Source organism: Pseudomonas berkeleyensis (assembly GCF_014109765.1).
Classification (GTDB): Bacteria; Pseudomonadota; Gammaproteobacteria; order Pseudomonadales; family Pseudomonadaceae; genus Aquipseudomonas; species Aquipseudomonas berkeleyensis.
Window position 1 is genome coordinate 4,795,001 of record NZ_CP059139.1, and the last position, 19,750, is coordinate 4,814,750.

General features: G+C 61.5%; 22 protein-coding genes (1 of these 22 only partly in view). 11 read left to right on the forward strand and 11 right to left on the reverse strand.

Features of this window, described 5'->3' with window-relative positions; translation table 11 throughout:
• Nucleotides 1–674: the 5' portion of a tyrosine--tRNA ligase gene (gene tyrS, locus HS968_RS22300; protein ID WP_119694363.1), read on the reverse strand. 526 nt of this gene lie to the left of the window's left edge; the window shows 674 of its 1,200 coding nt (coding positions 1–674); the start codon lies at nucleotides 672–674; the stop codon falls past the left edge of the window.
• 209 nt (nucleotides 675–883) lie between these two features.
• On the opposite strand from tyrS, the gene HS968_RS22305 reads away from it, so the two are divergent.
• Both HS968_RS22305 and HS968_RS22310 read left to right on the forward strand, forming a co-directional pair.
• Nucleotides 884–2,314, forward strand: coding sequence for a peptidoglycan DD-metalloendopeptidase family protein (locus tag HS968_RS22305; RefSeq protein ID WP_182368697.1), 1,431 nt, complete (start codon nucleotides 884–886; stop codon nucleotides 2,312–2,314).
• Between the two features lie 3 nt (nucleotides 2,315–2,317).
• A complete protein-coding gene (locus HS968_RS22310) occupies nucleotides 2,318–3,409 on the forward strand; it encodes an anhydro-N-acetylmuramic acid kinase (protein ID WP_182368698.1) in 1,092 nt (363 codons plus the stop codon).
• Between the two features lie 63 nt (nucleotides 3,410–3,472).
• Here the strand turns inward: HS968_RS22310 and erpA are convergent, their stop codons facing one another.
• The 4 genes from erpA to argC form a co-directional block, all read right to left on the reverse strand.
• Nucleotides 3,473–3,823, reverse strand: a complete 351-nt coding sequence (gene erpA / locus HS968_RS22315) for an iron-sulfur cluster insertion protein ErpA (RefSeq protein WP_182368699.1) — start codon at nucleotides 3,821–3,823, stop codon at nucleotides 3,473–3,475.
• 128 nt (nucleotides 3,824–3,951) lie between these two features.
• Nucleotides 3,952–4,362: a bactofilin family protein gene (locus tag HS968_RS22320; RefSeq protein WP_179622720.1), complete on the reverse strand. Its 411-nt coding sequence runs from the start codon at nucleotides 4,360–4,362 to the stop codon at nucleotides 3,952–3,954.
• Nucleotides 4,352–5,095 (reverse strand): DUF6776 family protein, encoded by a 744-nt coding sequence (locus tag HS968_RS22325; RefSeq protein ID WP_238338874.1) that lies wholly within the window; start codon nucleotides 5,093–5,095, stop codon nucleotides 4,352–4,354. Before HS968_RS22325 ends, HS968_RS22320 begins: the two co-directional genes overlap by 11 nt.
• Nucleotides 5,092–6,126, reverse strand: coding sequence for an N-acetyl-gamma-glutamyl-phosphate reductase (gene argC / locus HS968_RS22330; RefSeq protein WP_182368700.1), 1,035 nt, complete (start codon nucleotides 6,124–6,126; stop codon nucleotides 5,092–5,094). The genes HS968_RS22325 and argC overlap by 4 nt, the downstream gene beginning before the upstream one ends.
• A 134-nt stretch (nucleotides 6,127–6,260) precedes the next feature.
• Between argC and hemJ the strand changes: the two genes are divergently transcribed.
• From hemJ to HS968_RS22355, 5 genes are all read left to right on the forward strand, one after another.
• Nucleotides 6,261–6,689 carry a protoporphyrinogen oxidase HemJ gene (gene hemJ / locus HS968_RS22335; RefSeq protein WP_182368702.1) on the forward strand — a complete coding sequence of 143 codons (429 nt, stop codon included), beginning with the start codon at nucleotides 6,261–6,263 and terminating at the stop codon, nucleotides 6,687–6,689.
• A gap of 10 nt (nucleotides 6,690–6,699) precedes the next feature.
• Entirely contained in the window at nucleotides 6,700–7,662 is a 963-nt protein-coding gene (locus tag HS968_RS22340) for an NAD(P)H-dependent flavin oxidoreductase (protein WP_182368703.1), read from the forward strand.
• On the forward strand, nucleotides 7,659–8,921 hold the full coding sequence (locus HS968_RS22345) for an alanine racemase (RefSeq protein WP_182368704.1): 1,263 nt from the start codon (nucleotides 7,659–7,661) through the stop codon (nucleotides 8,919–8,921). Before HS968_RS22340 ends, HS968_RS22345 begins: the two co-directional genes overlap by 4 nt.
• A 123-nt stretch (nucleotides 8,922–9,044) precedes the next feature.
• Nucleotides 9,045–10,004: a DUF805 domain-containing protein gene (locus HS968_RS22350; RefSeq protein WP_182368705.1), complete on the forward strand. Its 960-nt coding sequence runs from the start codon at nucleotides 9,045–9,047 to the stop codon at nucleotides 10,002–10,004.
• Between the two features lie 9 nt (nucleotides 10,005–10,013).
• Entirely contained in the window at nucleotides 10,014–10,802 is a 789-nt protein-coding gene (locus tag HS968_RS22355) for an SDR family NAD(P)-dependent oxidoreductase (protein ID WP_119694354.1), read from the forward strand.
• A gap of 8 nt (nucleotides 10,803–10,810) precedes the next feature.
• Here HS968_RS22355 and HS968_RS22360 read toward each other — a convergent pair whose 3' ends face one another.
• Nucleotides 10,811–12,292, reverse strand: coding sequence for an AAA family ATPase (locus HS968_RS22360; protein ID WP_182368706.1), 1,482 nt, complete (start codon nucleotides 12,290–12,292; stop codon nucleotides 10,811–10,813).
• Between the two features lie 100 nt (nucleotides 12,293–12,392).
• Between HS968_RS22360 and HS968_RS22365 the strand changes: the two genes are divergently transcribed.
• The 3 genes from HS968_RS22365 to coq7 all read left to right on the forward strand — a co-directional run bounded on the left by HS968_RS22365 (nucleotide 12,393) and on the right by coq7 (nucleotide 14,300).
• Entirely contained in the window at nucleotides 12,393–12,731 is a 339-nt protein-coding gene (locus HS968_RS22365) for a histidine triad nucleotide-binding protein (protein ID WP_182368708.1), read from the forward strand.
• A complete protein-coding gene (locus HS968_RS22370) occupies nucleotides 12,731–13,540 on the forward strand; it encodes a formylglycine-generating enzyme family protein (RefSeq protein WP_182368709.1) in 810 nt (269 codons plus the stop codon). The genes HS968_RS22365 and HS968_RS22370 overlap by 1 nt, the downstream gene beginning before the upstream one ends.
• Before the next feature lie 112 nt (nucleotides 13,541–13,652).
• Nucleotides 13,653–14,300: a 2-polyprenyl-3-methyl-6-methoxy-1,4-benzoquinone monooxygenase gene (gene coq7, locus HS968_RS22375; RefSeq protein WP_179622729.1), complete on the forward strand. Its 648-nt coding sequence runs from the start codon at nucleotides 13,653–13,655 to the stop codon at nucleotides 14,298–14,300.
• A 46-nt stretch (nucleotides 14,301–14,346) separates the two neighbouring features.
• On the opposite strand, the gene HS968_RS22380 is transcribed toward coq7, so the two are convergent.
• Nucleotides 14,347–14,769 (reverse strand): OsmC family protein, encoded by a 423-nt coding sequence (locus HS968_RS22380; RefSeq protein ID WP_182368710.1) that lies wholly within the window; start codon nucleotides 14,767–14,769, stop codon nucleotides 14,347–14,349.
• A 235-nt stretch (nucleotides 14,770–15,004) separates the two neighbouring features.
• Here HS968_RS22380 and crp point away from each other — a divergent pair, with 235 nt between their 5' ends.
• The gene (gene crp, locus HS968_RS22385; protein WP_106738613.1) at nucleotides 15,005–15,649 is read left to right on the forward strand and encodes a cAMP-activated global transcriptional regulator CRP; all 645 of its coding nucleotides are present in this window, start codon (nucleotides 15,005–15,007) and stop codon (nucleotides 15,647–15,649) included.
• A 46-nt stretch (nucleotides 15,650–15,695) separates the two neighbouring features.
• On the opposite strand, the gene trpC is transcribed toward crp, so the two are convergent.
• The 4 genes from trpC to trpE are packed head-to-tail and all read right to left on the reverse strand — an operon-like array spanning nucleotide 15,696 to nucleotide 19,638.
• Nucleotides 15,696–16,496 (reverse strand): indole-3-glycerol phosphate synthase TrpC, encoded by an 801-nt coding sequence (trpC, locus tag HS968_RS22390; protein WP_182368711.1) that lies wholly within the window; start codon nucleotides 16,494–16,496, stop codon nucleotides 15,696–15,698.
• Entirely contained in the window at nucleotides 16,493–17,539 is a 1,047-nt protein-coding gene (gene trpD / locus HS968_RS22395; protein WP_182368712.1) for an anthranilate phosphoribosyltransferase, read from the reverse strand. Before trpD ends, trpC begins: the two co-directional genes overlap by 4 nt.
• A complete protein-coding gene (locus HS968_RS22400; RefSeq protein WP_182368713.1) occupies nucleotides 17,536–18,132 on the reverse strand; it encodes an aminodeoxychorismate/anthranilate synthase component II in 597 nt (198 codons plus the stop codon). The genes trpD and HS968_RS22400 overlap by 4 nt, the downstream gene beginning before the upstream one ends.
• A gap of 15 nt (nucleotides 18,133–18,147) precedes the next feature.
• The gene (trpE, locus tag HS968_RS22405) at nucleotides 18,148–19,638 is read right to left on the reverse strand and encodes an anthranilate synthase component I (protein ID WP_119694345.1); all 1,491 of its coding nucleotides are present in this window, start codon (nucleotides 19,636–19,638) and stop codon (nucleotides 18,148–18,150) included.
• Nucleotides 19,639–19,750 lie beyond the last annotated feature (112 nt).

Consider the following 19,750-nt stretch of genomic DNA (forward strand, 5'->3'; position numbering starts at 1 on the left):
TTAACGCCGTCCAACCCTTCCAGCAGAGGCATGGTGACGATGCACTGCGACTCCTGACCATAAGCACGCTGCAACTCGCGCCCCATCAGCAGGTTGAACTTCTGATCCGTACCACCTAGCTCGACATCCGCCTTGAGCGCCACCGAGTCATAGCCTTGTACCAGCGGGTAGAGGAACTCGTGGATGGCGATCGGCTGATTGCCGGTGTAGCGCTTGTCGAAATCGTCACGCTCGAGCATGCGAGCCACGGTGTACTGCGAAGCCAGGCGAATGAAATCAGCCGGCTTGAGCTGATCCATCCAGGTTGAGTTGAACGCCACCTCGGTCTTGGCTGGATCGAGGATCTTGAAGACCTGCTGTTTATAGGTCTCGGCGTTATCCAGAACCTGCTCACGAGTCAAAGGAGGACGCGTTGCGCTCTTGCCACTGGGATCACCGATCATTCCAGTGAAATCGCCAATCAGGAAAACCACCTGATGGCCAAGCTCCTGAAACTGGCGCAGCTTATTAATAAGGACGGTGTGGCCGAGATGCAGATCGGGGGCGGTAGGGTCGAACCCAGCCTTGATCCGCAATGGCTGACCGCGCTTGAGCTTCTCGACCAGCTCAGCTTCAACCAGAACCTCTTCCGCGCCACGCTTGATCAGCGCCAGCTGCTCTTCAACCGACTTCATAAAATGACTCACAGTGACCGAATTCAAAAGGGAACCAACCATACAAGAACGCTGACAAATCACAAGTTTTGCTCAGCGCAAGGCAGGCAATGCGCCGATCATCACCCGCAGGGTTGCCTCCGTGCAGTTTTGGTTATATTTTATACAGTTAGTGCATATTCATCATGCTCTTCTTTTAATCTTCATTTTTTACTTCAAAAAGCAGCCCTATGACCTCTACATCTAAAGCGCCGCCGCTCTATCCGAAGACCCATATTCTTGCAGCAAGCGGTGTGGCCGCACTGCTCAGCCTTACCCTTCTGGTGTTTCCGACACGTGAAGTCGAAGCGCAGAAAACCTTCCTCGACCTGGATCTTGGCAACGATGCCGAGCTGGTACTGCAGGAGAAGGATGACCTCCGAGCGCCACTGCCAGTACCTGGCGCCGCCTCGCCCTTCGCAAAAATCGAGCAAAGCGCCGACACCAACGCAAACAGCGCAGAACAAGACGCTGAAGAAAACACCCTAGAAACAGCCGACACCACTCCCCCCTCCGCCCCCAACCACCACAACATCACTGTCAGTAACGGCGATACGCTCTCTACCGTATTCGCCAAGGTCGGCCTGAACGCCAATGATCTGCACGAGGCGCTCAACAGCAACAAGGAAGCCAAGCAGTTCAGCCGCCTGAAGATCGGACAGGTTCTGGATTTCGAGCTGGGCGAAGACGGCAAGCTGAAAAGCCTGCAGACCAAACTGAGCGACCTGGAAACCATCCGCCTCAGTCGCACTGACAAGGGCTTCGATTTCCAAAGCGATCTGATCAAGCCCGAGGTCGTCACCACTTACAGCCATGGCGTGATCAACAGCTCGCTGTTTCTCTCCGCCAAACGCGCCGGTCTTTCCCATAGCCTGACCATGGATCTGGCCAATGTATTTGGCTACGACATCGACTTCGCCATGGATATTCGCGAAGGCGACGAGTTCGAAGTGATCTATGAAGAAAAGGTGGTGGACGGCAAGCGCGTTGGCACCGGCAACATTCTTTCGGCACGCTTCACCAACCGCGGCAAGACTTACACCGCCGTGCGTTACACCAGCAAGCAAGGTACCACCAGCTACTACAACGCCAACGGCGAAAGCATGCGCAAGGCGTTCATCCGTACTCCGGTGGATTTCGCCCGTATCAGCTCGCGTTTCTCCACTGGCCGCAAGCACCCCATTCTGAACAAGATTCGCGCGCACAAAGGCGTCGACTACGCAGCACCACGCGGTACGCCGATCAAGGCTGCCGGTGACGGCCGCGTCACCCTGGCTGGGCGTAACGGCGGCTACGGCAACACCGTGATCATCCAGCACGGCCAACGCTACCGTACCCTCTATGCGCACATGCAGGGCTTCGCCAAAGGCGTGCGCAATGGCTCGAACGTCAAGCAAGGGCAGATCATCGGTTATATCGGCACGACCGGTCTTTCCACCGGCCCTCATTTGCACTACGAGTTCCAGGTCAACGGCGTGCACGTCGACCCGCTCAGTCAGAAACTGCCGATGGCCGATCCTATCGCCGCCAGCGAAAAGCAACGTTTCATGCAGCTGAGCAAACCGCTGATGGCTCGCATGGATCAGGAAAAGGCCACCATGCTGGCCGCCAATCAGCAGTAAGCCATGCCTCTCTATCTCGGTGTGATGTCCGGTACCAGCCTGGACGGACTGGACATCGCGCTGATCGAGCATGATCAGCACACCCGCCTATTGGCCACTGCCTATCGTTCCATGCCAGAGCAACTGCGCAGCGACATGCTGGCACTCTGTGCATCAGGAGCCGATGAACTGGCTCGCGCCGCACTCGCAGAACAGCACTGGGTTGAGTTGGCAGCCACTGCCATCGGCGAGCTACTGCAACAGCAAGGCCTGCAGTCACAGCAAATCCGCGCCATCGGCAGTCATGGCCAGACCGTACGCCACGAACCTGCACGCGGATTCACCATACAGATTGGCAACCCGGCACTGCTGGCCGAGTTGACCGGCATCTGCGTAGTGGGCGACTTCCGGCGACGTGATGTGGCCGCCGGGGGCCAGGGTGCCCCCTTGGTACCAGCCTTCCATCAGACCTTGTTCAGCGACAGCAGCAAGCATGTCGCGGTACTCAATGTCGGCGGATTCAGCAATTTGAGCCTGCTTTCTCCGGGACAGGAAGTGCTGGGTTTCGACAGCGGCCCGGGCAATGTCCTGCTCGACGCCTGGATCCAGCACTGCCAGGGGCAAGCCTATGATCGCAATGGCGACTGGGCTGCCACCGGACAGGTACATGCCGAGCTGCTAACTCGCCTGCTGGGTGATCCCTTCTTCGCTGCGCAGGGCCCGAAGAGCACTGGGCGTGAGCTGTTCAACCTGGATTGGCTGCTCAGGCATTTGCAGACACTTGCACCCATTGCCGCAGAAGATGTGCAGGCGACCCTGGTCGAGCTCACGGCTCATAGCATCGTCAGCGCTCTGCGCAGGGCACAAGCGCAGACCGATGCCCTGCTGGTATGCGGGGGAGGCGCTCATAACCAGTGCCTGATGACGCGCCTGGGTTCGCTGTTACCAGAAGCTCATGTCACCAGCACGGCCGACCGGGGTATCGACCCCGACTGGGTCGAAGCCATGGCATTCGCCTGGCTCGCCCATTGCGCCCTCGAGGGCATCCCAGGCAATCGCCCCAGCGTGACCGGAGCACACGGCCTTCGCGTACTCGGTGCCATCTACCCTGCCTAGGGATGTAGCGAGCAAACGAAAACGCCGCGCACTAGGCGCGGCGTTTCATTCCAACGAATCGCTTCAGATCGAGAAAGACGAACCACAGCCACAGGTCGTGGTGGCGTTGGGGTTCTTGATCACGAAACGCGAGCCTTCCAGGCCTTCCTGATAATCGACCTCCGAGCCTGCCAGGTACTGGAAGCTCATGGCATCGACCACCAGACTGACCCCTTCGCGCTCGACGATGGTGTCATCTTCAGCGGTGTCTTCATCGAAGGTGAAGCCATATTGAAAGCCCGAGCAACCACCGCCCGTGACGAACACGCGCAGTTTCAGGCGTGGATTACCCTCTTCATCGACCAGAGTCTTCACCTTGCTGGCTGCACCCTGGGTGAAGTGCAAGGGGGCAGGGGTGAAGGTTTCGACGCTCATGCTATGACTCCCGGCGCCATGCGCCCTACTGCGTTAGCAGGTTGTTGAAAACTACCTACGTTGCCTGGCCGTCGCTAAGAACAGCCTGCTAGGCAAGCATTATCAGCTTGCCCTACAAAATTGGTCAACTATTGCTCGGCATCCACAGTCGCCGGAAGCTCCAGCGGCCGCTCGCCGTCTTTCAGGTGATAGAGCCGACCTTCGATCTGTGCTCCCATGGCCATTTCCATGAGGCCGTAGTGCAGATTGCCGCGAACCCGGGAGCGCGAACCCAGCTCAAGGTGACCGCTGGAGAAAACATCCCCGCTTACCTCACCGTCGATCACTATATGGGGGGCGCGAATCTCACCTTCAACCATACCGCCCACGCTGACTCGCACCAGCCCCTCGGTCGCCAGCAGATTACCGGTGACCCGGCCATCCACCTGTACCGCGCCTTGAAAGCGCATATCACCCACCAGCTCGGCACCGGCGGCGATCAGGCTGGTTTTGCCGCTGAAACGCTGCAGGTCGGGCTTGGCCTTGTCTTTATTCCACATGGGTGGGTATCACTCCTGATTTTATCCAATCAAACGTACGATCCAGCGGTTTGTCACCTTCGACTTCCGCACGAACCTTGACCTGCAGCGGCTCGAAGCCGTCAGGCAGTTGCAACTCGCCGAAGCGTCCGGCCTCGGGGAAAGACTGAAAGTGCTTGAAGGAGAACGGAATAGCAGCCTCGCTCACCTCATCGGACAACGCCGCCAGCTCCAGACTGACGTCCTTGCCGCCCTGCTTGCCTTCGATGCTGATGCGCAGCTGTCCCTGCAGCGGCTCATCACTGGTACCGACACGACTCATCAGCACTTTGTAGCGGAAACGTTGTGGCACGTCCGTCGCTTGCAACTCAAAAGCACGCACGCGAATGCCTTCGCGGCGGCTGGCCGGAGCCAGTACGCCTTTGTAGAAAGCCAGATCCTGCTGCTGCTTGAAGATCTGCTCCTCGAGCAACTTGATGGTACGACGGTTCTGCTCGATGGCCTGCTGGCTGACCTTGTCACTGCTGCCGACCACGGCCAGGCGCTGACGCAACAACTCCAGTTCCTGATCCTGCTCAGCCAGACGGGTGAGCAGCGTCTGATCATCCCCCTGACGCTGCTGAAACTGTTGCTGAGGCCAATACATGCCGATCAGGAATGCTGCCGGCACGGCCAGCAGTAACAGACACAACAGCCAGCGGCGTCGGCGATCACGACGTGGATCGCTGAGGCGAACCTCCCAGGCCGGCGTCACGGCAGCAGGGCCGCATGGGACAAGCCGAGACGCTCGTCGAGACCAAAGAGAATGTTCATGTTCTGCACGGCCTGACCGGATGCCCCTTTGACCAGGTTATCGATCACCGACAACACCACGACCAGATCGCCACCCTGTGGGCGATGCACGGCGATACGGCAGACGTTGCCACCGCGCACGCTACGGGTTTCCGGATGACTGCCGGCCAGCATCACGTCGACGAAAGGTTCGTTCGCGTAACGGGTATCGAACAGCGCTTGCAGATCCACCGAGGTATCGGCCACACGTGCGTACAGAGTGGCGTGAATGCCGCGAATCATCGGCGTCAGGTGCGGCACGAAAGTCAGGCCGACATCACTGCCAGCAGCCAGGCGCAGGCCTTGACGAATTTCCGGGAGATGGCGGTGGCCCCTGACTGCGTAGGCTTTCATGCTTTCGCCCGCCTCGCAGAACAGGGAGCCGACACTGGCCCCGCGACCCGCACCACTGACGCCACTCTTGCAGTCGGCGATCAGGCTGGCGGTATCGGCCAGACCCGCTTCGAGCAGCGGAATCAGACCGAGCTGAGTGGCTGTCGGATAGCAACCAGGCACGGCGATCAGGCGCGCAGACTTGATCGCCTCACGATTGACCTCGGGCAAGCCGTATACCGCCTCGCTCAGCAGCTCCGGCGCACCATGTGGCTGACCGTACCACTTGGCCCACTCCTCGGCGTCCTGCAGACGGAAGTCGGCAGACAGGTCGATAACCCGCGTACCGGCGGCCAGCAGCTCCGCCGCCAAGGCATGCGCAACGCCATGCGGCGTGGCGAAGAACACCACATCACAGGCGCCCAGCGTAGCAACGTCCGGCACGCTGAAGGCGAGATCCGGGTAGTGGCCGCGCAGGTTCGGGTACATCTCATCGACGCGCAGGCCGGCCTCGGAGCGGGAAGTGATCACGGCCACGTCTGCCTGCGGGTGTTGCGCCAGCAGACGCAGCAGCTCGACACCGGTGTAACCCGTGCCGCCGACGATACCGACCTTGATCATCCCATGCCCCTTTGCAAAAACCATTGGAAAGGTGCCGATGATAAAGCTGCATCGGCCAAGCTCCAACCGCGGAGGTGACTCAGGCTGTCAGCTGCCTCTACTATCGAGGCCATTTTCCCGCGCAAGGATCGAAAATGCTCTACCTATGGCTCAAGGCCCTGCACATCATCGCCATGGTCTGCTGGTTCGCCGGTCTGTTCTACCTGCCGCGCCTGTTCGTCTACCACGCCATGAGCAGCGATAGCATCAGCCACGAGCGTTTCTGCATCATGGAGCGCAAGCTCTATCGCGGCATCATGATCCCGTCGATGATTCTCACCCTGGCTCTCGGCATCTGGCTGCTCAGCCTCAACCCCAGCTACTACTTCAGCCAGGGCTGGATGCACGCCAAGCTCACACTGGTCATCGCTCTGGTGATCTATCACCACCTGTGCGGTGCTCAGCTCAAGCGCTTCGCGCGCTGCGAGAACAGCCGCGGCCATGTGTTCTACCGCTGGTTCAACGAGGCGCCGGTGCTGGCGTTGCTCGGCATCGTCATCCTGGTCGTCGTTCGCCCTTTCTGAGGAAATCGCCATGTCTCTGCCTGCCCTGCTCGAGCAACGCCTGCGTTTACCCCTGGTAGCCGCTCCGATGTTCCTGGTCTCCAACCCTGCCCTGGTCAGTGCCTGCTGCAACAGCGGTATCGTCGGTAGCTTCCCGGCACTGAACCAACGTGAAAGCGCAGGTTTCAGCGCCTGGCTCGATGAAATTTCCGCCAGCCTGACAGCCGACGCGGCACCCTTTGCCGTCAACCTGATCGTTCACCAGAGCAACCCACGGCTGCAGGCGGATCTGGCGATCTGCGTCGAGCGCCGTGTACCCATCGTCATCACCAGCCTCGGCGCAGTGAAGGAAGTGGTCGACGCGGTGCACAGCTATGGAGGCCTGGTGTTCCATGACGTAACCACCCGTCGACATGCCGAGAAAGCCGCCGAAGCGGGCGTCGACGGCCTGATCGCCGTTGCTGCCGGCGCCGGTGGACATGCCGGCACCTGGAGCCCGTTTGCCCTGCTGGCCGAGATCCGCCAGTTCTTCGACAAGACCGTACTGCTGTCCGGCTGCCTCAACCATGGCCACGAAATTCTCGCGGCGCAGTTGCTCGGTGCCGACCTGGCCTACATGGGCACCCGCTTCATCGCCACGACCGAGAACAATGCCTCACAGGCATACAAGGAGATGATCCTTGGCGCCCGAGCTGCCGACATCATCCATACCCCCGCCGTCTCCGGTGTACCGGCCAGCTTCATGCGCCAGAGCCTGGAACAGGCCGGCTACGACCTGAAGCAACTGCAGAACAAGGCCGATATCAACTACGGCGAGAAGCTCAAGCCGATGGATGAAGAAGCCAAGGCCTGGAAAACCGTGTGGTCAGCAGGCCAGGGCGTCGGCGGTATCGATGATCTGCCATCGGTACAAGCACTCGTGGCACGACTGGACAGCGAGTACCGCGCCACGCTGACGCAGAGCCAGCAGTTGGGACAACGCTGGCCGCGATGAAGCGCCGCCATCTGCTGGGCCTGGGCGCCCTCACCCTGCTCGGGGGCTGGGCGCTGCGGCCAGATGATCGCGGCCGAGTGCATGATGCCTACTTCGCCGCGCTCAACCAGCAGTTGCAGCGTGATGCCGAGGGCATTCCGACGCTGCTGATCGATCTTGACCGCCTCGATGCCAACGCGGATCTACTGGCCGAGCGTTTACGCGGTCGCCTGGAACTGCGCCTGGTGGCCAAGTCACTGGCCAGCAACGGCCTGCTCGACTACCTGGCCAAACGCCTGCAAACCCAGCGCTTCATGGTCTTTCACCAGCCTCAGCTGAACCGTCTGGCTCGCGATTTCCCGCAAGCCGACCTGCTGCTGGGTAAACCCATGCCAGCACAAGCAGCCCTGACCTTCTACCGCCAGTTGCCGCGATACCTGCCTTTCGATCCAACGCGCCAACTGACCTGGCTGATCGACAGCGAAGCGCGCCTGTTGCAATACGCCGAACTGTCCAAGGCCTTGCAGCAGCCGCTGCGTATCGCCCTGGAGGTGGATATCGGTCTGCAGCGCGGTGGTTTCCCTACACCGCAAGCGCTGGGCCAGGCGCTGCAACACTTGCACCAGCACCCTACGCTGCAACTGCAGGGACTGATGGGCTATGACGCGCATATCGCCCACACGCCACCCTGGGTCTCGCAGCAACAGGCATTCGCCGACGCCAACGCTCGCTATCGCGAGTTCATTGCCGCTGCTCAGGCCTTCCCCAAGCTATGGCCCTCGACGCCGCTGCTCAATGGTGGTGGAAGCTTGACCTACCCGCTGCACAGCCAACTGGATACGGCACTCAACGAGATCGCCGTAGGTTCGGCGTTGCTCATGCCCGGGGAGTTCGATACGCCTCTGCTGGCGCAGCACCAGGCAGCATTGTGGATAGCCAGCCCCTTGCTGAAAGCTGTCGATGGCGCGCTGCCCTACCTAAAGCCGGTACAGCCCTTGATCGCCAACTGGAATCCAAATCGCCAGCGGGCGTACTACCTCTACGGTGGGCGCTGGCCTGCACAACCGGTCTCGCCCGAAGGGCTCGACTATGACGCGCTCTATGGCCGCAGTGCCAACCAGGAGCGCCTGATCGGCAGCGCGAGCACTGCTTTGAGCGAGGACGACTGGGTATTTCTGCGACCCGCCATCAGCGAAGGCCTGCTGGCCGACTTCAATGAGATACGCCTATTGCGACGTGGCCAACTGGTCGGTCGCTGGAGTCCCCTGCCCGCCGGTTGAAGCATGACTCCGAACTGTGCTCCAGGCCGCTTGTGCATTGGCCTCACCGCACTCTAGGCTAGGAGCCTGTTCCCCCAACGGGCCATCAGCTCACTCCAACTTCCCGCCGACAAGGAAGCTCGCATGAACCAACCGCGCTACAAGATCGTGTTCGACGGCCAATTAATGCCCGAGACCACGCTGGAAACGGTCAAGGAAAATTTGGCTCGCCTGTTCAAGAGCGATCAGGCCCGCATCGACAGCTTGTTCAGTGGCAACCCGGTAGCGCTCAAGCGCGACCTGGGCGAAAGCGAGGCCGATCAATACCTCAGCGCCTTGCAGAAGGCCGGCGCCAAGGTGCGCAAGGAGTTGGATCAGGCTGCCAACCTGAGCCTGGTACCGACCGACGACGAAGTGCAGCAGGCCACGCAGGCCGAGACCTCCAGCATGAGCTGCCCCAAGTGTGGCCACCAGCAAGCCAAGGCCAACGAATGCGCGGCCTGCGGCATCATCATCGAGAAGTACCTGGCGCGTCAGGCACAACTGGCCGAACAACCCCAGGCCGCAACAACTGCCAGCAACGCCTCGCCCTACGCCCCACCACAAGCCAATGTCGCCGAGCGTCTGCCCGAGTTCGGCGAGCTCAAGGTGTTCGGCGTGAATGGCCGCATAGGTCGCGTACGTTATCTGGGCTGGCTGATGGCGATGACCCTGTGTTTCATTCCCATCCTGGGAGCATGGATCGGCCTCACTGCGCTCTCCTCGACTCTGGGCATGCTGGTGATCGGCCTGCTCAGCATTGCCGCCATCGTCGTCAGCGTCTTTATCGGCGTGCAGCGCCTGCACGACATCGGCTGGTCGGGCTGGCTGCTGCTGGTTCACCTGATTCCGGTCGTGGGTAGCGTATTCGCCTTGTTGATGCTGATCATCCCTGGCACCCAGGGTGCGAATCGCTTCGGGCCACCACCACCACCCAACAGCACATCGGTCAAGATTCTGGCCTGGTTGTTCCTGCTGATTCCCATCAGCGGTATCGTTGCCGCCATCGCCATTCCCCAATATCAGGGCTACGCCGAACGCGCCGCCGAATACCAGGAGCAGTAACCGCCCACCATGCGCAGTTATGCATTGATCACCGGAGCATCCAGCGGCATCGGCCTGGCCATGGCCGAAGCCCTGGCGCGCCGAGGGCGTCACCTGATTCTGGTGGCGCGCCGCCGCGACGCGCTGGAAAGCATCGCCTGTGAGTTGGCGCAACGTTTTGGTGTCGAGGTGCTGTTTCGCCTCTGCGACCTCAGCGAGCCACTGCAACTGTCGGGTCTGCTACATGAACTGGAACAGGGGCAGTGGCGCATCGATCTGCTGGTGAACAATGCCGGGCTTGGCTGCGCAGGCCCATTCCTGGAGCAGGACTGGAGTCGCGAACGGGAACAACTGGAGGTCAACGTGCTGGCCCTGACACGCCTGTGCCACGCGCTCGGCCAGCACATGGCGCAACAGGGCGGCGGACAGATTCTCAATGTAGCGTCGATTGCCGCCTTTCAGCCAGGCCCGTGGATGAGCAGCTACTACGCCAGCAAGGCCTACGTGCTGCACTTCTCCGAAGGTCTGCGTGAAGAGTTGCGCCCGCACGGCATCAAGGTTTCCGTGCTCTGCCCCGGGCCGACGCACAGTGCGTTCTTCCGCGGCGCACAGATGAATGTCGCCCGCCTGGAAGGCAGCAAGTTGATGATGAAAGCCGAGGAAGTGGCGCTCATCACGATACGTGCACTGGAGAAGAACCGCGCCATCATCATCCCCGGTTGGCGCAATCGCCTGTTGGCACTCAGCCCGCGTCTGGCGCCACGCTGGCTGGTACGTAAACTCAGTGGCCGCCTAACTCGGCCATTCACCGGCTCCTGAACGGGCCACTAACCGGCATTGACCGTCCGCCCATCGGCCCAGTGGCGAAGCTCAGCCAGCCGCTCGGCCATCACCACCGACAGCGGCGCCGTGCCTTGCAGTGCTCGTAGCATCAACGCCTGATCGACAGCCTGCTGCTGCGCCTGCCCGGCGTACAGCGCGCTGACCACCGCCTGCTCGATCTCCGCCCCGGAAAAACCCTCGCTGGCCGCAGCCAGCTGCAACAGATCGAATGCTACCGGTTCCAGCTCGCGGCGTTGCAGATGGATACGGAAAATCTCGGCGCGCACCTCGGCACTGGGTAGATCAACGAAGAACAACTCGTCGAAGCGCCCCTTGCGCACCAGCTCTGGTGGCAAACGGTCGATGGCGTTGGCCGTGGCGACGACGAACACCGGCGCCTTGCGCTCGGCCATCCAGGTCAACAGCGTGCCCAGCACGCGCTGGCTCACGCCGCCGTCATGATCACCGCTGGCCAAGCCCTTCTCCACTTCGTCCATCCACAGCACGCAGGGCGCCATCTGCTCGGCCAGGCGCAGCGCTTCGCGCAGGTTGCGCTCGGTCTCACCGAAAAACTTGTTGTACAGGCAAGCGAAATCCAGTCGCAGCAGTGGCAGCCCCCACAATCCGGCGACGGCCTTGGCCGCCAGACTCTTGCCGCCACCCTGCACGCCGACCAGCATGACCCCTTTGGGTGCGTCAGCGATCTTGCCCTCGATGAAACCCGCCTGACGCTCGGCCAGCCAACGCTTGAGATTGAGCAGCCCGCCGACATCGGCAAAGCGCGCGGTGTCGTATTCGAAACTGAGTACGCCCTCCAGATCCAGCAACTGAAACTTGGTCTTGTTCAGTTCGGGGATATCTTCCTGGGTAATCGCACCGTCATCGCAGATCACATTACGCGCCAGCGCCCGCGCCTCGGCGTGACTGAGACCTCGCAGGTTCTTCACCACCTGCTGCAGGGTGCGGTTGTCAGTGCGCACCCGCGCGCCGCGATTGCGCTCGCTCCAGCGCGTGGCCTCGTCACGAACGATGCTCAGCAGCTCATCTTCCGAAGGCAGGGCCAGGCTGAAGCGCGCCGCATAACGCTGCACCTCGGCCGGTAACTTGAGCGCATGGGAAACCAATACCAGGGTCGGCTTGTGCGCCGCCTCGTTCATGGCGATTTCCTTGAGCAGGCGCACCAGGCGGGGGTTGTCGGCAAGGAACGGATGCAGATCGCACATCACGTAGAGGTTGGGCTGCGGGTCAGCCTTGATCATGCGCAGCGCAGCTTCCGGCTCCAGCGTCGTCGATTCATCCACGGCTGCCCCCGCAAAACCAAGGTGCTGCAGGCCCTCCGTCACCGACCAGGTGTGCAGCCCAAGGCCGCGCTTCACAGCCAGCCCGGTCAGGGTTTCCAGCACGCGCAGCTCGTCCCAGGACTCGATGACCACCAGCTTGACCTTCGAGTCCAGCACCAAGCCCAGATCGTGAATATCGTTCTTCAACACCCGCTCCTTGTGAAAGCCCCGCAGAGGCCGCGCTCGCGCCCTCGATAGCGACAGGCTGTTAAACTCCCGGCCTCGACCATCGCCAGGAGTCCGCCGCATGGACTGTCTGTTCTGCAAGATCGTCGCTGGTGAAATTCCGGCGCGCAAGCTCTATGAAGACGATCAGATCATCGCCTTTCACGATATCGCGCCGCAGGCACCCGTTCACTTTCTGCTGATCCCGAAACGACACATCGCCACCCTCAATGACCTGAAGGAAAGCGACAAGCCATTGGCCGGACACCTGCTTTACAGTGCCCAGCGCCTGGCCAGCGAACAGGGCTGCGAGAAAGGTTTCCGCCTGGTGATGAACTGCAACGACCTCGGCGGGCAGACGGTTCACCACATCCATATGCACGTGCTCGGGCAGCGCCAGCTGCACTGGCCTCCGGGTTGATGCGCCTGCTGACGGGCATTGCCCTGACACTGCTGACGCTGCCGGCCTGGAGCCTGCAGCCGGGGCAGATATTTCATGACGGGCTCGACGCTGGCGGCAACGGGCCGGAGCTGGTGGTCGTGCCTGCCGGGCAGTTCCTCATGGGCGATGGCAGCGGGCGTGGCAATCACAACGAACGTCCGCAACGAACCATCGAGATCACGGTTCCGTTTGCTATCGGCCGTTACGAGGTGACCTTCGCGGACTGGCAGCGCTATGCCGCCGCCAGTGGTGCACAGATGCCGGATAACGAAGGCTGGGGGCTTTCGTCCACGCGCCCGGTGATTCATGTCTCGTGGCGCGATGCCCATGCCTATACACAATGGCTATCCCGGCAGACTGGCGCACGTTATCGCCTGCCGACCGAAGCGGAGTGGGAATATGCCGCACGTGGCGGCAGCACGACCTACTACTGGTGGGGCGATGAGCTGGACAGTACAGAAGCACGGCCACGCGCCCACTGCCGCGGTTGCGCCAGCCCGCGCCTGCTGCAGAACAAGACGGCCACGGTAGGCCAGTTCCCCGCCAATGGCTTCGGCCTCTACGACACCGCCGGCAATGTCTGGGAATGGACCGCTTCGCGCTTCACGCAAAGCTTCGATGGCAGCGAAACGCAAAGTGTCGGCCTGCTCGACAACAGCCCACGCGTGGTGCGCGGGGGTGCCTGGAACAGTGGCCCAGCCTACCTGCGCAGCAGCATGCGCGACCTCAAGCAACCCCATCATCGCGATTACGCCCTGGGCTTTCGCGTGGTGCGCGAACTGCCTTAATGGGGCGCTGGTGGTTTTTCACTGCGTACGACGCGCTCTACCGCTCTGGTGTTTCGGCGATGTGGTCACATTTGCAGTAAACTGGCGGCGTTGTATTTCCCGGAGGTGCCCCATGGCCAGCGAACGCCACTATTCCCCTGTCGACCGCCTTCTACTGCAGGCCGATGCCGCCCTGCGCACCCTGCTGCCATTCAGCGGCGCCTCTAGCCGACCATCGCCAGCCATCGTGCAGAGCGATGCGGAGCTGAACCCCGAGGAAAGTCGTCATATCGCCGGCCTGATGCGCATCAACCACACAGGTGAGGTTTGCGCCCAGGCGCTTTATCAGGGCCAGGCATTGACCGCCAAGCTGCCGGAAGTGCGCAGCGCCATGGAACATGCGGCCGACGAAGAGATCGACCACCTGGCCTGGTGCGAACAGCGCATCCGTGAACTCGGTAGCCACCCCAGCGTGCTCAACCCGCTGTTCTATGGCCTCTCCTTCGGGGTCGGCGCGGTAGCCGGCCTGGTCAGCGACAAGGTCAGCCTGGGCTTCGTCGCAGCCACCGAGGATCAGGTGTGCAAGCACCTGGACGAGCATCTGCAACAGATTCCCGAGCACGACGCCAAGTCCCGCGCCATTCTCGAACAGATGCGCGTCGACGAAGAGCAGCACGCCAACAGTGCCCTGGCTGCTGGCGGCGTACGCTTCCCGGCGCCGATCAAGTTCGGCATGACGCTGCTGTCGAAGGTCATGACCAAGAGCACGTATCGCATCTGAAACGACAAGGGCGCCATCGGCGCCCTTGTTCTTTGCGTGAGGCGACTCAGCCCAACTCGACGATCTCGTAATCGTGGCTGATATCCACACCAGCACGGCCGAGCATGATCGAGGCCGAGCAATACTTCTCTGCCGACAACTCTACCGCCCGCTTGACCTGCGCCTCCTTCAACCCACGGCCCTTGACCACGAAATGCAGGTGGATCTTGGTGAACACCTTGGGTTCTTCAGTGGCACGCTCGGCTTCGAGGAACACCTCGCAGCTCTCCACCGGCTGCCGGCTCTTGCGCAGGATGCTGACCACGTCGAAGTTGCTGCAGCCACCCAGACCGATCAGCAACATCTCCATGGGACGCACACCCAGGTTGCGACCACCGGCATCGGGCGGGCCATCCATCACCACCGCATGGCCACTACCGGACTCGCCGAGGAACAGAGCTTCACCGGCCCACTGCACACGCGCTTTCATCAATCTTGGCTCCCTGAGTGGAAAAGTCCCGCAGATTAGCACAGGCAGCCGGGCAATCCGACGTGCACGCCATGCGCCAAAGTTCCGCTGCGTTATGTTATCCAGGTCGCAAAAAACTCCCTGGTCATAGTATGTTTGTTAAGCTGACGCCGGATTGCTGGCACACTTGGCCGGATAACAAATAAGAAATTGCCGTTGGACAAAGGCCTTCATTTTTCATATTCGGGACTCGGGCATGGTTGCTATTACCCTTACACCTAAAATCAAGAACCTCGATAAACTTCTCGCGCATTGTCACCGTCGTCGCTACACCTCGAAAAGCACCATCATCTACGCGGGTGATCGCTGCGAAACCCTGTTCTTCATCGTCAAAGGTTCGGTCACCATCCTCATCGAAGATGACGATGGCCGTGAAATGATCATCGCCTACCTCAACGCCGGCGATTTCTTCGGCGAGATGGGCCTGTTCGAGAAAGAAGGCACGGAGAAGGAACGCAGCGCCTGGGTTCGCGCCAAGACCGAATGCGAGGTCGCGGAAATCAGCTACACCAAGTTCCGCGAACTGACCCAGCAGGATCCAGACATCCTCTTCGCCCTCGGCAGCCAGATGGCCGAGCGCCTGCGCAATACCACGCGCAAGGTCGGTGACCTGGCTTTCCTCGATGTCACCGGACGTGTCGCCCGCACCCTGCTCGATCTGTGCAAGCAGCCGGATGCGATGACCCATCCAGATGGCATGCAGATCAAGATCACTCGTCAGGAAATCGGCCGCATCGTCGGTTGTTCGCGGGAAATGGTCGGCCGCGTACTCAAGTCTCTGGAAGAACAGGGGCTGGTACACGTGAAGGGCAAGACCATGGTGGTATTCGGCACTCGCTGAGTCTGGTGCCATGAAAAAGCCGGCTATCGAGCCGGCTTTTTCGTTTTCACGGGAAGAACAAGCGGTTCAACTCGGCGCCTGGGTCTTCCGCGCGCATGAAGGCTTCGCCGACCAGGAAGGCGTGAACCTCGTTGATTTCCATCAGCTCGACATCGGCGCGGTTGAGAATGCCGCTCTCGGTGACCACCAGGCGCTCGGGCGGAATGCGCGGCAGCAGATCCAGGGTGGTATCCAGACTGACTTCGAAGGTGTGCAGGTTGCGATTGTTGATGCCCACCAGCGGTGTGTCCAACAGCGTCAACGCACGATCCAGCTCTTCGCCGTCATGCACCTCGACCAGCACATCCAGCCCCTGCGCCTTGGCCACCTGGGCCAGCTCGACCATCCGCGCATCTTCCAGCGCCGCCACGATCAGCAGAATGCAGTCAGCACCCAGGGCACGCGCCTCGACGACCTGATAGGGGTCGATCATAAAATCCTTGCGGATCACCGGCAGGCTGCAAGCGGCGCGAGCCTGTTGCAGATAGGCATCAGCGCCCTGGAAGAAGTCGATGTCGGTCAGCACCGACAGGCAGGTCGCACCACCCGCTTCATAGCTGCGGGCGATATCGGCCGGTACGAAATCCTCACGGATCACGCCCTTGCTCGGCGAGGCCTTCTTGATCTCGGCGATCACCGCCGGCTGCTTCTGCAGGGCACGGGTCAGCAGCGCCTTGGCGAAACCACGCGGCGCATCGGCCTGACGGGCTTCGCGCTCGACTTCCTCAAGGCTGACGATCGCACGGCGAGCAGCAACCTCTTCAGCCTTGCGGGTGAGGATCTTTTCCAGAACGGTTGGCACGCTCACCCTTCATTCTCCTGTTTGAATACAGCGGTAAAGGACACCAGCTCCTCGAGCTTCTCCCGCGCCAGGCCAGTATGCAGCGCATCATGCGCCAGCAGCATGCCTTCGCGCAGGCTGCTGGCATGGTCGGCGGCGTAAAGCGCGGCGCCGGCGTTGAGCACGATCATGTCGGCTGCTTTCTGGCCATTCTCGGTCTTGCGGCGACCCAGGGCATCGCGGATCAGCGCCAGCGACTGCTCGGCATTGTCGACGGTCAGGCCGATCAGGCTCTGGCTCTTGATGCCGAAGTCTTCAGGCTGGACGCGGTATTCACTGACCACGCCATCCTTGAGCTCGGCGATGAAGGTCGGCGCCGCCAGGCTGATCTCGTCCAGACCATCCTGCGCATGCACCACCAGCACATGGGTGCTGCCCAGACGCTGCAGCACTTCGGCCATCGGCCGGCACAGCGCCTGGCTGAACACGCCGATCACCTGATGCTTGGCGCCAGCTGGGTTGGTCATCGGGCCGAGCATGTTGAAGATGGTACGCAGCCCCAGCTCGCGACGTGGGCCGATGGCATGTTTCATCGCACCATGATGAGACGGCGCGAACATGAAACCGACGCCGACGCTTTCGACGCAGCGGGCCACCTGTTCCGGCTTGAGCCCCAGGTAGACGCCGGCCGCTTCCAGCAGATCGGCGCTGCCGCTCTTGCCGGACACGGCGCGGTTGCCATGCTTGGCCACCTTGCCGCCAGCCGCGGCGACGACGAAGGCCGCCGCGGTGGAGACGTTGAAGATGTTCATGCCATCGCCACCGGTGCCGCAGGTATCGACCAGACGCTCAGCGTCGATCACCACCGGCGAGGCCAGTTCACGCATGACGCTGGCAGCACCGACGATCTCGTCGATGGTCTCGCTCTTCATGCGCATGCCCATGAGGAAGGCGCCAATCTGCGCCTCGGTGCACTGGCCGGTCATGATCTCGCGCATGACCGCCTGCATTTCCTCGGTGGTCAGATCGAGCTGGGCGACGATCCGGTTGAGGGCTTCCTTGATATTCATGCGCGCACGCCTCCGGTCTGCTTGAGGAAGTTGGCGAAGAGCTCGTGGCCCTGCTCGGTGAGGATGGACTCGGGGTGGAACTGCACGCCTTCGATGTTCAGGGTCTTGTGGCGCAGGCCCATGATCTCGTCGACGGTGCCGTCTTCATGCTGCGTCCAGGCCGTGATTTCCAGACAGTCCGGCAAGGTCTCACGCTTGACCACCAGGGAATGATAGCGGGTCACGGTGAGCGGGTTGTTGAGACCGGCGAACACGCCCTTGTCCTCATGGAACACCGGGCTGGTCTTGCCATGCATCACCTGGCGCGCGCGCACCACATCGCCGCCATAGGCCTGACCGATGCTCTGGTGGCCGAGGCAGACACCGAGGATCGGCAGCTTGCCGGCGAAATGCAGGATGGCCTCGATGGACACACCCGCCTCGGTCGGCGTGCACGGGCCGGGCGAGACGACGATGCGCTCGGGCTTGAGTGCCTCGATCTGGGCGATGGTCAGTTCGTCGTTACGGATCACGTGCACGTCAGCACCCAGCTCGCCCAGGTACTGCACCACGTTGTAGGTAAAGGAGTCGTAGTTATCGATCATCAAAAGCATGGTACGGCTCCTTACTTATACCTTGGCCTGGGGGACAGTCTGTTCGGCGAGCGCAACGGCGCGGAACATGGCGCGGCGCTTGTTCAGGGTTTCTTCCCACTCCAGCGCGGGCACCGAGTCGGCGACGATGCCGGCGCCAGCCTGCACGTGCAGTTCACCGTCCTTGATCACCGCGGTGCGGATGGCGATGGCGGTGTCCATATTGCCGTTCCAGGCGTAGTAGCCGACCGCGCCGCCGTAGACGCCACGCTTGACCGGTTCCAGCTCGTCGATGATTTCCATGGCGCGGATCTTCGGCGCGCCGGACAGGGTGCCGGCCGGCAGGATAGCGCGCAGCGCGTCCATCGAAGTAAGGCCTTTTTTCAGCTCGCCGGTGACGTTGGAAACGATGTGCATGACGTTGGAATAACGCTCGATGACCATCTTCTCGGTCAGTTTGACCGAGCCAATTTCCGAGACGCGGCCTGTGTCGTTGCGGCCCAGGTCGATCAGCATCAGGTGTTCGGCGACTTCCTTGGCATCGGCGAGCAGGTCTTCTTCCAGCGCCAGGTCGGCCTCTTCGGTGGCACCGCGAGGGCGGGTGCCGGCGATGGGACGCACGGTGACCAGATTGTCCTCGACGCGTACCAGCACCTCGGGCGACGAACCCACCACGTGGAAGTCGCCGAAGTTGAAGAAGTACATGTAAGGCGTCGGATTGATGCAGCGCAGCGCGCGATAAAGGTCGATCGGTGCAGCCTTGAACGGGATCGACATGCGCTGGGAAATCACCACCTGCATGCAGTCTCCGGCCAGGATGTAGTCCTTGATGGCACTGACCGAGCGCTCGTAATCCTCGCGGCTGAAGCTGGAGCGAAACGCTGGCTCCTCGCCTGCCGGCTTGTTCAGATCCACGCCCAGACGCGGAGTGAAGGGCTGGCGCAGCTTGCGCAGGATTTCCTGCAACTGCGCCTGACCACGCTCGAAGGCGTCCGCCTCGGTCGGGTCGGCCAGGACGATGGCGTGCATCTTGCCCGCCAGGTTGTCGAACACCACCACGGCATCGGAGACATTGAGCAGGATATCCGGCGTACCCAGCGCATCGGGGTTCACCCCGGCAGCCAGCTTGGGCTCGACGTAACGCACGCTGTCATAGGCGAAGTAGCCAACCAGGCCGCCATTGAAACGTGGCAGACCGGCGATGGTCGGCACCCGGTAGCGGGCCTTGAACGCTTCGACGAAATCCAGGGGGTCGGTGCATTGATGTCGCTCGACTTCGACGCCGTCGGTGGTGATCACCACCTCGTGGCCGTGCACGCGCAGTACGGTACGCGCCGGCAGGCCTATGATCGAGTAACGCCCCCATTTCTCACCGCCCTGCACCGATTCGAGCAGGTAGGAATTGGGCGCATCGGCCAGTTTCAGGTAGATCGACAGCGGCGTGTCGAAGTCGGCGATGGTTTCGCAGGCGAGCGGAATGCGGTTGTAGCCTTCATCGGCTAAACGCAGGAATTCTTCATGGGTCATGATCAGCCTCATGGCTTGGAAAATCGGTCAAGTGCAAACGGGCCGCGCGCAGCGGCAGGACGAAATCAGGCGCGCCAGCGCCAACGGGCCAGGGCCTTGATCACTTTCATCC